This is a genomic window from uncultured Clostridium sp. (assembly GCF_947036855.1).
Lineage (GTDB): Bacteria > Bacillota > Clostridia > Clostridiales > Clostridiaceae > Sarcina.
Genome location: NZ_CAMQRY010000074.1, coordinates 1 through 12682, shown reverse-complemented (window position 1 = coordinate 12682; position 12682 = coordinate 1). Strand labels below are relative to the sequence as shown.

Annotated in this window: 9 protein-coding genes, 4 tRNA genes and 2 riboswitches; of the genes, 12 read left to right on the top strand and 1 reads right to left on the bottom strand. The window is 30.4% G+C overall.

Translation table 11 applies throughout. The features are described from left to right. Positions 1-72 precede the first annotated feature (72 nt). The 5 genes from Q0V15_RS08630 (at position 73) to metK (ending at position 1956) form a co-directional block, all read left to right on the top strand. Positions 73-157: transfer RNA gene (locus Q0V15_RS08630), tRNA-Tyr, on the top strand. 33 nt (positions 158-190) lie between these two features. Beyond that, positions 191-266 (top strand) — tRNA-Val (locus tag Q0V15_RS08625). A gap of 25 nt (positions 267-291) precedes the next feature. Next, positions 292-367 (top strand) — tRNA-Thr (locus tag Q0V15_RS08620). A 7-nt stretch (positions 368-374) separates the two neighbouring features. After that, positions 375-459: transfer RNA gene (locus Q0V15_RS08615), tRNA-Tyr, on the top strand. 84 nt (positions 460-543) lie between these two features. Further along, a riboswitch (SAM riboswitch) is annotated at positions 544-660 on the top strand. A gap of 120 nt (positions 661-780) precedes the next feature. Then, a complete protein-coding gene (gene metK, locus Q0V15_RS08610) occupies positions 781-1956 on the top strand; it encodes a methionine adenosyltransferase (protein WP_297438013.1) in 1176 nt (391 codons plus the stop codon). Between the two features lie 163 nt (positions 1957-2119). Here the strand turns inward: metK and nagA are convergent, their stop codons facing one another. After that, a complete protein-coding gene (gene nagA / locus Q0V15_RS08605) occupies positions 2120-3256 on the bottom strand; it encodes an N-acetylglucosamine-6-phosphate deacetylase (RefSeq protein WP_297438011.1) in 1137 nt (378 codons plus the stop codon). Between the two features lie 140 nt (positions 3257-3396). Here nagA and Q0V15_RS08600 point away from each other — a divergent pair, with 140 nt between their 5' ends. The 7 genes from Q0V15_RS08600 to secA all read left to right on the top strand — a co-directional run bounded on the left by Q0V15_RS08600 (position 3397) and on the right by secA (position 12630). After that, entirely contained in the window at positions 3397-5664 is a 2268-nt protein-coding gene (locus Q0V15_RS08600; RefSeq protein ID WP_297438009.1) for an ATP-dependent RecD-like DNA helicase, read from the top strand. Positions 5665-5667: 3 nt separating this feature from the next. Beyond that, positions 5668-6582 (top strand): hypothetical protein, encoded by a 915-nt coding sequence (locus Q0V15_RS08595; RefSeq protein WP_297438007.1) that lies wholly within the window; start codon positions 5668-5670, stop codon positions 6580-6582. After that, the gene (locus Q0V15_RS08590) at positions 6575-7231 is read left to right on the top strand and encodes a ComF family protein (protein ID WP_297438005.1); all 657 of its coding nucleotides are present in this window, start codon (positions 6575-6577) and stop codon (positions 7229-7231) included. The genes Q0V15_RS08595 and Q0V15_RS08590 overlap by 8 nt, the downstream gene beginning before the upstream one ends. A 492-nt stretch (positions 7232-7723) precedes the next feature. Further along, complete coding sequence (gene raiA, locus Q0V15_RS08585) at positions 7724-8257, top strand: ribosome hibernation-promoting factor, HPF/YfiA family (RefSeq protein ID WP_297438003.1); 534 nt, start codon at positions 7724-7726, stop codon at positions 8255-8257. Between the two features lie 93 nt (positions 8258-8350). Beyond that, entirely contained in the window at positions 8351-9187 is an 837-nt protein-coding gene (locus Q0V15_RS08580; RefSeq protein ID WP_297438001.1) for a hypothetical protein, read from the top strand. 28 nt (positions 9188-9215) lie between these two features. Then, positions 9216-9315: riboswitch (purine riboswitch) on the top strand. Between the two features lie 40 nt (positions 9316-9355). Continuing rightward, positions 9356-9928 carry a xanthine phosphoribosyltransferase gene (locus Q0V15_RS08575; protein WP_297437999.1) on the top strand — a complete coding sequence of 191 codons (573 nt, stop codon included), beginning with the start codon at positions 9356-9358 and terminating at the stop codon, positions 9926-9928. Positions 9929-10110: 182 nt separating this feature from the next. Continuing rightward, a complete protein-coding gene (gene secA, locus Q0V15_RS08570) occupies positions 10111-12630 on the top strand; it encodes a preprotein translocase subunit SecA (protein ID WP_297437997.1) in 2520 nt (839 codons plus the stop codon). The last annotated feature ends 52 nt before the right edge of the window (positions 12631-12682 follow it).

Below are 12682 nucleotides of genomic sequence, written 5' to 3'. Positions count from 1 at the left end.
TCAATTGGCAGAGCAGCTGATTTGTAATCAGCAGGTTATCGGTTCAAGTCCGATTGCTAGCTCCAATAACAAGGTGGGGTTCCCGAGTGGCCAAAGGGAACAGACTGTAAATCTGTCGTCGTAGACTTCGAAGGTTCGAATCCTTCTCCCACTACCATTTTTTTATAAGAGAATAAATTCCAGATAATAAGGTCGCATAGCTCAGCTGGGAGAGCACCTGCCTTACAAGCAGGGGGTCACAGGTTCGAGCCCTGTTGCGACCACCATTTAAATAATTAGAAAATAGAATATGCTGGCATGGCTCAATTGGCAGAGCAGCTGATTTGTAATCAGCAGGTTATCGGTTCAAGTCCGATTGCTAGCTCCAATAACAAGGTGGGGTTCCCGAGTGGCCAAAGGGAACAGACTGTAAATCTGTCGTCGTAGACTTCGAAGGTTCGAATCCTTCTCCCACTACCAAGTAGATACTTATATTAGTATCTACTATTTTTCTATATAAGTTAAAGAATGCAAAAAGATAACAAAGTAATTAAATAAATAAAACTCTTATCAAGAGTGGTGGAGGGACATGGCCCGATGAAACCCGGCAACCAGTTAGAAATAACTACGGTGCCAATTCCTGCAAAATATTAATCGATTTAATATTTTGCCAGATAAGAGGAGATATATATGTATATATAAGTCTCTTCTTAATTGAGGAGGCTTTATTTTTTTTAATATAAATAAACGAGAGGAGGAAGTTACTCTAAACATAATATTATTAGAGTAACAAACAAAATTATGAGAAGATTATTTACATCAGAATCAGTAACAGAAGGACACCCAGATAAAATATGTGATCAAATTTCAGATGCAGTATTAGATGCTATAATGGCACAAGACCCAGAGGCTAGAGTTGCTTGTGAAACAGCAGTTACAACAGGTCTTGTAGTTGTTATGGGAGAAATAACAACTAATTGTTATGTTGATATTCCTAAAGTTGTAAGACAAAAAGTAAGAGAAATTGGATATGACAGAGCTAAGTACGGATTTGACTGCGATACATGTGGTGTTATGGTAACACTTGATGAGCAATCAAGAGATATAGCTATGGGTGTTGATGAAGCACTTGAGTCAAGAGAAGGAAAAAAAGATGAAGTTGAAGCTGTAGGAGCTGGAGATCAAGGAATGATGTTTGGTTTTGCTACAAACGAAACAGAAGAATATATGCCTGCACCAATAGCTATGGCTCATAGATTAGCTAGAAGATTATCAGAAGTTAGAAAAAATGGAACAGTTCCATATTTAAGACCAGATGGTAAAACTCAAGTTACTGTTGAATATGAAAACAACAAACCAGTTAGAATTGACACAATAGTTATTTCAACACAACATGGTGAAGATGCAACAGCAGAGCAAATTAGAGAAGATTTAATGGAACATGTAGTAAGAGCTGAAATGCCAGCAGAATTATTAGATGCAAACACAAAATACTTCATCAACCCAACAGGAAGATTCGTTATCGGAGGACCTCAAGGGGATGCTGGACTTACAGGAAGAAAAATTATCGTTGATACATACGGTGGATATGGTAGACACGGTGGTGGAGCTTTCTCAGGAAAAGATTGTACTAAAGTTGATAGATCAGCAGCTTACGCAGCTAGATGGGTAGCTAAAAACTTAGTAGCAGCTGGTGTTGCTGATAAATTAGAAATACAAGTTGCTTATGCAATTGGTGTTGCTAAACCAGTTTCAATAGTTGTTGATACATTCGGAACAGGTAAAATAGCTGATGAAAAAATTGCTAAAATAATTGATGCAGTATTTGACCTAAGACCAGGAGCAATCATTAGAGATTTAGATTTAAGAAGACCTATATACGCTCAAACAGCAGCATATGGTCATTTTGGTAGAACTGATGTTGAACTTCCTTGGGAAGGGTTAACAAAAGTTGAAGAGATTAAGAAATATCTTTAATTTTTAATAAATTTAAAGAGCTAAACTAGGAAACTAGTTTGGCTCTTTTTTGTAAAAAATAGTACGGAATATAGCTAAATCATTATTAAATTCAAACTTTGCAAAAGTTCTATAATTTAATAAAAAAAGATGCTCTTAAAATTAAGAACATCTTTCATATATACTAAGCTTCGTGAACTAATTTACCATTTACATAAACTGATTTAATTCTAATTTCTTCATCAAATAATAAGAAATCTGCATCAAATCCTTCTTTGATTTGTCCTTTTCTATCATCAACTTTACAGTGTTTAGCTGGATTGTATGATGCCATATTAACTACTTCATTTAATGGGAAGTCTGTATTTTGCCATACATTTCTTACAGCATTATCAAGTGTTAAAATTGAACCAGCAAGAGATCCATTTAATAATCTTGCAGCTCCATCTTTAACAATAACAGGCTGTCCACCTAAACTATACTCACCATCAGGCATACAACAAGCCATCATAGCATCAGTAACTAATAAAGTCTTATCAGTACCTTTGATTTTATAAGCTGTTCTAAGACTTGGGTAAGCTATATGAATTCCATCAGAAATAGTTTCGGTTGTAATATCTGTATCAAATATAGCACCTACAGTTCCAGGAGTTCTATGAGTAAATCCTGACATTGCATTAAATAAATGAGTTGCATGTGAACATCCACATTTAATACCTTCCATAGCTTCTTCATAAGTTGCTTTTGTATGTCCTATAGCAGCTACGATATTTCTACCTGCTAAATATTTGATAAGCTCTTTAGCTCCATCAACTTCTGGTGCAAGTGTTAATGATACAACTGCATCCTCATAATCTCCAACTATTTTATTAAAGTTTTCGATTGATGGTGGAATTAAGAAGTTTGGATTTTGAGCACCTATTGCTGATAGACTTATGAAAGGTCCCTCAAGGTGAGCACCTAAAACATTAGCTCCATCTGTTCCATTTTCTTTAGCTTCTTTAATAACTTTCATTGATTTAACAATATCCTCAGCTGCAACAGTCATTGTTGTAGGTGTGAAAGAAGTTGTCCCTCTTTGAACTATAACTTTAGCTATTTCATTTATCGCTTCAAAAGTACCATCCATAGTATCATGTCCACCAGCCCCATGAATGTGAACATCTATAAATCCTGGTGCAAGGTATAAACCTTTTGCATCAATAATATTTTCTTCTGATATATTAGTTGGATTGATTTTTGCAATCTTTCCATCTTTAATTAAAACAGAACCTTCTTCAACTCTGTCTAAATACACAATTTTACAATTTTTAATTAACATACTAAAACCCTCCTTACATTATAAGTATATTTTAATTCATTTTAAGTTAATAAGTCAATTATTCCAGTTCATATAAATGATTTAAATTTTCCAAATATGATATAATCATAATAATAGAATCTATGTTTTAGGAGTGGAAAATGGAAGAATTAAAAGGTATTGTTGAAAGTATTGTATTTAAAAGTGAAGATACAGGATATACAGTTGTTAGATTTAGAGAAGGAACGCAAGTTCATACAATAGTAGGGCTTGTTCCACATATAAAAGAAGGGCAGAGTTTAAAACTTAAAGGTTCTTGGGCTGCACATTCTCAGTTTGGTAGGCAGTTTAAGATTGAAGAGTGTGAAGAGATTTTACCAACTTCAAAGGAAGGTATAGAGAGATATCTTGCATCAGGAGTTATACATGGGATTGGTCCTGTTACTGCAAAAAAGATTATTTCAAAGTTTGGAGATAAAACTTTAGAAATTCTTGATAATGATATAAGTAAACTTAAGCTTGTTGAGGGAATTGGTAAAAAGAAATTAGAGATTATAATTGATTCTTATAATGAACAAAAAGAACTTAAGAATATTACTTTGTTTTTCCAAGAGCATGGTATAAGTATGAATCAAACTCTTAAAATTTATAAAAAATATGGAAATATAGCAATTGATGTTGTTAGAGATAATCCATATGTTCTATGTGATGAGATTTCAGGGATTGGATTTAGAACAGCTGATAAAATAGCACAATCAATTGGAATTGAGAAGATTTCAGCTTTTAGAATTCAAAGTGGACTTAGGTTTTTAATTAATAATTTCTGCGCATCAGGAAATACATATATGCCAAAAGAACTACTTATAAGAGAAGCGGTTGAAGCTTTAGATGTTGATATAAAAATAGTTGAGGAAAATATAGTTAATGCAAGTCTTGATAATAAGGTGAAAATAGAAATGCTTGAAGAACATGAAGGTGTTTTTACTATTCCATATTATTATAGTGAACTTGGGATTACTAATAAAATATTAACTCTTGCAATTTCTAATTTTCAAAATGTTAATGTTGATATTGATGAACTTATTTGTAGGTTTGAAGGTTTTAATAAAATTAACTTTGCATCATCACAAAAAGAAGCAATACTTGGTGCATTTACTAATGGGATTGAGATTATAACAGGTGGACCAGGTACAGGTAAAACAACTATTATAAAGGCTATTATTGATATATTTGAACAATGTAAAATGAAGGTTGTTTTAGCAGCTCCAACAGGAAGAGCCGCTAAGAGAATGTCAGAGTCTACAGGAAGAGAAGCAAAAACTATACATAGGCTTTTAGATATGGTAGTTGCTGATAATGAAGAGGAAAAAGTTTTTCAAAAGATAGATTCTGAGCCAATAGATACAGACGTTATAATAGTTGATGAAGCATCTATGATTGATGTTTCGCTTATGAATAATTTATTAAAGTCTATAAAAGTAGGAACTAGACTTATTATTGTTGGAGATATAGATCAACTTCCATCAGTTGGAGCAGGAAATGTTTTAAGTGATTTAATTGATAGTAAGTTTACTAAAGTTGTAAGACTTGGAGAGATATTTAGACAAGGTAAAGAGAGTATGATTGTTGTTAATGCACATAAAATTAATAAGGGAGAAATGCCACTTTTAAATGAAAAAGGTAAGGATTTTTTCTTTGTTAGAGAAGAGATGCAAGATAGAATGGTCGAAACTATTGTTGATTTGATTAATAGAAGACTTCCAAAGTTTAATTCATCATGGGATAAATATAAGGATATTCAAATTCTTTCACCTATGAAAAAAGGGAATGTTGGAGTTTTAAATTTAAATCAAAGAATTCAAGAAGCTTTAAATGAGAAGAAACCTTATAAACAAGAAAAAGTTTATAGAGATATTACCTTTAGAGAAGGTGATAAAGTTATGCAAATTAAAAATAATTATAAGCTTAAATGGACTAGAATTAATGGTTTTGGTGATAATGAAGGAGAAGGAGTTTTTAATGGTGATATGGGCTTTATTGAGTCTATAGATAATAATGCAAAGACTTTAGCAATTATATTTGATGATGAAAAAAGAGTAGTTTATGATTTCACATTTTTAGATGAACTTGAACTTGCATATGCAATTACTATACATAAAAGTCAGGGAAGTGAATTTCCAGTTGTTATAATTCCTGTTTATATGGGAGCACCTTTTCTTATGAATAGAAATCTTCTTTATACAGGTATAACAAGAGCTAAAAAAATGGTTGTAGTTGTTGGAGTTCCAAGAGCACTTAAATCTATGGTTGATAATACAAGAAGTAGTGATAGGTATTCATCACTTAAATGGAGAATTACAGAAATTATTAAAAATGATGCATTTGAAAGTAGTAAAGGTGAGGAGAGTATAGAAATTAAGGAGGAGTAGTTTGTGGAAAAAAGGCGTTATTATAAGGGAAAAGAAGCTGGTGTTATAGGAATTAACGAAGCTTGCATACAAGATGATAAAGTTATAAACATTATTATGGAGCCATATAAAGCTAAAGTTGTTATAGAGGAATTAATGAATTTAAATACTAAAAAAAGATTTTTATATCTTACTTTTAGAGATATGGTTTTAAGTACAGCGTGTATTTATGAAAAGCTTATATTTGATAATTTTGAGAAGATATCTAAGTCATATGATTTTATCATAATTGATGATATAAGTTTTTATTCTAATTATAATAAGGCTGCTATTATGGAAATTGTTGATTTAGCATATAAAATGGCTGAAAAGATATTAGTATTTTCAATAGATGTTATGATACCAAGTGTTTTAAAGCTATATATAACAACACAGACTAAAGAAACTCATTTTAAAGAACCAAGAATAATTGTAACAAGGTTTGATTTAAGAGAGAGAATTCCAGCTGTTTTCTATACGTATTTAGAGTGGTTTAATAGTAAAGATGAGAATGTAATTATATATGTTGAGGAAGAAAAAGCAAGAGCTGTATATCATAAGTTTATGGAATTTGAAAAATCTTTAAAGGGTGTTGAAGTTATTTTATATGAGGGATGCAGTGTTGATTTATATAGAAGTATGAATGAGAGAAGAAATTCGATTATAATACACAGTAATATCCAAGGGCTTATTGATAATATAAAGAATACTAATGTAATAATGTATAATGATAACAAAGATTTTTATTCATATAAAGAAGTTGTGTTTTTATGTGGTAGATATTCTGTTTTACAGGAAAAGAAAGAGCTTATTTTACTGAGTAAAAAAGAAAGTATAAATATAGATAAAGCTAAAGAGATTGCAAGATTATATAATGAGATACCTTGGAGGGATGAGTAATATATTAAAATATTTATTTAATTGTGTTTTAGAAGTAGTTTATCCAAGAAAATATGAGTGTTTATATTGTGGAGAAACTATTGAAGAGGGTGTACTTTGTAAGAAATGTATAAATACTAGCAGTGATGTTGAGGGTGAGTATCAAATTAAAAATATTAAAGTTTATAGTTGTAAATATTACTCAACTACTTTTAGGAAAATTGTATCAGAATATAAAACCTTTAAAAATTTTGAGGTTGGAGATTATTTTATTGAATTGCTTGTTGATAAAATAAAGAAAGAAAATATAGTGTTTGATTATATTTCTTTTGTTCCTAGTTCTAATAAAACTATAAAAAAAAGAAAATTTGACCATATGAAATATTTAGCTGATGGTGTTGCTAAAATTTTAGAAAAAGATGTTGTGAATATTCTTTTGAAGAATAATGATATTAAGGAACAAAAAAGATTAAATGCATCAGAGCGAGAGAAAAATATGAAAGTTGCATTTGAGGTTTGTAAAAATATAGATTTTATAAGTGGAAAAAGAGTGTTATTTATAGATGATGTACTTACAACAGGGGCTACTCTTAGAATTTGCAAAGAAATTGTAGAAAAAACTCATAAAATTGATATTATACTATTGACTGTTTTAAAAAGTAGTATATAATAATATATGGTGCTAGGTCTGTGGTTGAAAGTCGATGCCAGTTGCAGGCGAAACGATCCACGTAAGCTAAACAAAAGTTTTAGTGAGCATGGTGCAGCTTAGAAGTAAGCCCTACCGAGAAAATCGAGAGGATTAGTAGTGAGAGGATGATACCGGGTAGCGAAAGTTCCAGTAGGCGAGTGTGGGGTCAAAGATCAGGTCAGCTAGCACCTTTATAAAACTATTAGATTATATCTAATGGTTATTTTTTTGCCTTTTTTGAAAAAGACCCTACATTTTACTTTACTACGAAAACATTTACATGTCAATCTGCAAAAAAATGTAAAAAATGAAGCTAATTTATTCTAATCAGGTTAATTAGAAAAATTTGATAGAAGAGTGTAATTTTTTGGACTTTGATGTTATGAGAGAGTAAGGGTAAAATAAAGATATAAAATAAGCAATTAAATTAATTAGATTTAATTTAACTGTTCTTCGAAAGGGGCTGAGCATATGAAGGTAAAAATTCATGCTAGAAATATTAAATTAACAGAGGCTTTAAAAGATGCAGCTGAGAAAAAAGTTTTAAAACTTGAGAAATACTTTATAGAAGATGTAGAGGCTAAAATAACATTAAGTGTTCAGAAGAATAGACATATCGTTGAAGTGTTAATACCATTTAACGGAATTTGTGTAAGAGCAGAAGAGTCAACAGAGGATATGTATAAATCAATAGATTTAGTTGAAGAAAAATTAGAAAGACAAATTGTTAAATATAAAACTAAGCTTAAAAAGGATGAATATAGTTCAATTAGATATCCTTCAGTTGAGCATGTTAAGTATAAAACAGAGTCAGAAGAAAGTAAAATTGTAAAAGTTAAGAAATTTGACTTTAAACCAATGGATGAGGAAGAAGCAGTTCTTCAAATGGAACTTATAGGACATAATTTCTTTGTATATAAAGATGGGACAACTAATGAAACTAAAGTTGTATATAAAAGAAGAGATGGAAATTATGGTTTAATTGAACCAGATGATTTTAATTAATAGAGAATAATAAATTTAGTTTAAATATGTCAGTAGCGATAATTATATTGCTACTGATTTTTTTTAGGGATAATTAAATAGGAGATGATTTTTTTGTATTTTGATTTTTATAGTGAGACAGGAAAAACCTTTAATGAGGATATTGCCTATATAAATAATGATATAGCTTTTGTTTTAGATGCATCAACTGGGCTTTTAGATGAAAAAATAACAAGTTTTGATAGTGATGGTCAGTGGTTTGTTAGTAGATGGAATGATTATCTAAAAAAAGAACTTAGAAATTTTGATAAAAGTATAAAAGATATAGTTTATGATGGGATTATAAAAATTCGTGATGAATTTTACGATATTGCAGGTAAGGTAATTAATGATAAACTTGAAAGACCATCTGCATCATTAGCTATTATAAGAATATTAGAAAATGATAATATAGAATATTTTATGCTTGGAGATTGTACGCTTTTATATAGTAAGGATAATAAAGATTTTATAGTAAAAGATAGAGCTGTTGAAAAATTAGATGCGGTAGCGATTAAAGAGGTTATTAGGCTTAGGGAAGAATATGGATATTCTTTTACAGAGGCTAGAAAGGAAGTTACAAAACTTCTTATGAGTAATAGAATGCTCAAAAATCAGAATGATGGATATTTTGTTTTAGAGTTTGAGGAAGAGGCTATTAATCATTCTATTGAAGGGGTTTTAGAAAAAATTGAGAATATAGCTATTATGAGTGATGGTTATTCTGCTATTTTTGATACTTATAATTATTGTAATGAGGGTGAGTTTTTAGATTTATTAAGTGAAAATGGGGCTAAATACTTGTATGATATTATACGGAAGATAGAAAATGAAGATTTTGATATGATACAGTATCCAAGACTTAAAAAAGGTGATGATTCTACTGTCGCTTTTTATCATTTTATGAAATAATACTTGTTAAAAAAGGTATTAAATGTTATATTAAATAAAAATTCAAGTTCGTATATGCTCAAAAATATGGTTTGAGTGTTTCTACAGGAAACCTAAATTTCCTAACTACGAATGTATAGTTTGCTATATATTCATAATTTTTCGGATTTGATTTGCATGGGGGTATATATGCAATTATTAAAAGATAAGATAATGAAAGATGGAATAGTAAGAGCTGGTAATATATTAAAGGTTGATAGTTTTTTAAATCATCAAATGGATATAAGACTTTTAAATGAGATTGGTAAAGAGTTTAAAAAGAGATTTGAAGGGGAAAAAATTGATAAAATACTTACAATTGAAGCATCTGGTATTGGTATAGCAGCTATTGTTTCACAGTATTTTGATTTTGTTCCTGTTGTTTTTGCTAAAAAAACAGAAAGTTTAAATCTTGATAGTGATTTATATGAAGCAAAAGTTAAGTCATTTACAAAAAATAAAGAGTACAATGTTAGAGTTGGAAAAAGATTTTTAGTTAAGGGTGAAAATGTTTTAGTTATAGATGATTTTTTAGCTAAAGGATGTGCATCAAAGGGACTTATGGAAATTATAAAACAATCAGAAACTAATCTTATTGGAGTTGGAATTGTTATAGAAAAAGGATTCCAAGAGGGGAGAGAAGTTTTAGAAGCTTTAGGTGCTAGAGTTGAATCACTTGCTATACTTGATGAGTTTAATGATGGAGAGATAAAATTTAAATAGAAGATAGAATAATTTATTAAAGCCATGGTAACTATTAATATTATAGGTACTGTGGCTATTTGTTTGAAAAAAATATACAAAAGATTTAAAATTTACCTAAATAAAGAAGTTTAATTGAAAATATGCTAAGATAAGTGTTATAATTAACAATAAATAATTGAGAGAATTAAGGAGAATTAATAATGGGTTTCTTAGAAAAGATTTTTGGGAATTATAGTGATAAACAAGTAAAAAGAATTATGCCTATGGTTGATAAAATAGATGCATTGGTTCCAGCTATGGAGAAGTTATCAGAAGATGAACTTAAAGGAAAAACTCAAGAGTTTAGAAATAGACTTGAAAAGGGTGAAACTTTAGATGATTTATTAGTTGAAGCTTTTGCTGTTGTTAGAGAGGGTGCAAGAAGACAACTTGGTATGAGTCATTATAGAGAGCAAATGGTTGGAGGAATAGTTCTTCACCAAGGAAGAATATCAGAAATGAAAACAGGTGAAGGTAAAACTTTAGTTGCTACACTTCCAGTTTATTTAAATGCTCTAAGTGGAAAAGGGGTTCATGTTATTACTGTAAATGACTACCTTGCACAAAGAGATAGAGAACAAATGGCTCAGGTATATGAATACTTAGGACTTACAACAGGGGTTGTTGTTCATGGAATTAATAATGATGAGAGAAGAGCATCTTATAATGCGGACATAACATATGGAACAAATAATGAATTTGGGTTTGATTACTTAAGAGATAATATGGTTATCTATAAAGAAGAAAGAGTTCAAAGAAAACTTAACTACTGCGTAGTGGATGAGGTTGACTCAATTCTTATAGATGAAGCTAGAACACCACTTATTATTTCAGGTCAAGGTGAAAAATCAACAGATTTCTATAAAATAGCAGATTTCTTTGTTAAAAGACTTACAGAAGAAACTCATTATACTATTGATGAAAAAGGTCATGCTGTTATGTTAAGTGATGAGGGTATTGAAGAGGCAGAGAAAGCATTTAATGTAGATAACTATGCTGATGCTGATAATATGCAACTTCAACATTATGTAACACAAGCTTTAAAAGCAAATTGTTTAATGAAGCTTGATAAAGATTATATGACTAAAGATGATGAAATTATAATTGTTGATGAATTTACAGGAAGACTTATGGAAGGTAGAAGATATTCAGATGGACTTCACCAAGCGATTGAGGCTAAAGAGGGTGTTAAGATTAAAAGAGAATCTAAGACACTTGCAACAATCACATTCCAAAATTATTTCAGAATGTACAATAAATTATCAGGAATGACTGGTACAGCTTTAACTGAAGAAAATGAGTTTAGAGATATCTATAACTTAGATGTTGTTGTTATTCCAACTCATAGACCAATTATGAGAAAAGACCAAAGAGATTTAGTTTATAAAAATCAAAAAGGGAAATATTTAGCTATTGTTGAAGATATTATTGAAACAAATAAAAAAGGTCAGCCAGTTCTTGTTGGTACTACAAGTATTGAGAAGTCAGAAGTTGTTTCAACTCTTTTAAAACAAAGAAAAATACAGCATAAAGTTCTGAATGCTAAGTATCATGAGCAAGAGGCTGAGATAGTTTCTGAAGCAGGTACATTTGGAAGAATTACAATTGCTACAAACATGGCAGGAAGAGGAACTGATATTAAACTTGGAGATGGTGTTCGTGAAGTTGGTGGTTTAAAAATCATTGGTACAGAAAGACATGAATCAAGAAGAATAGATAATCAACTTAGAGGACGTTCAGGAAGACAAGGAGATGCAGGAGAGTCAAGATTCTATGTATCACTTGAGGATGATTTAATGAGATTATTTGGTTCAGATAGAGTTATAGCTATTGCAGATAAACTTGGCCTTGCAGATGATGAAGCAATTGAAAATGGAATGGTAACTAAAACTATTGAAAATGCTCAGAAAAAAGTTGAGGGTAATAACTTTGACATAAGAAAGAGTCTTCTTGGTTATGATGATGTTATTAATAAGCAAAGAGAAATTATATATAAGCAAAGAACAGAAGTTCTTGAAGGTGAAGATTTAAAAGCAAGTATTACAGGTATGATTGATAGCATAATTAATGATGCTGTAGCACTTCACTTAACAGAAGATGAAGAAGATATTGCTGCTTCAATTAAACTTTTATTAACTTACTTAACAGATATATTCCTTCCAGAAGGCACATTTACTGTTGAAGAACTTGAAAATAAAGATTTTGAAGAAATCAATGAAATATTACTTGCTAAAGCACATGAGTTATACAATGAAAAAGAAGAGTCAATTGGCTCAGAACAAATGAGAGAAATTGAAAGAGTTATACTTCTTAAAATTGTTGATACTAAGTGGATGGACCATATAGATAGCATGGATCATTTAAAGCAAGGTATTGGTCTTATGGCTTATAAGCAACAGGATCCAGTTCAAGCTTACCAACAACAAGGTAGTGATATGTTTATAGAAATGATTGATAGTATTCAACATGATACTGTTAAATATTTATATCATGTAAGAGTTCAATCACAAGCTCCAGAAAGAGAGCATGTTGTTAAAGAGACATCAGCAACTCATGGTGGAGATAATACTCCAGCTAAGAAAGAGCCTATTAGATCAGAAAAAATGACTGGTAGAAATGAACCTTGTCCATGTGGAAGTGGTAAAAAGTATAAAAACTGCTGTGGAAGAGAAATAGTTTAATATAAAATTTTGTAAAAGCTCATAGGAGAAATTCTTCTATGGGCTTTTATTT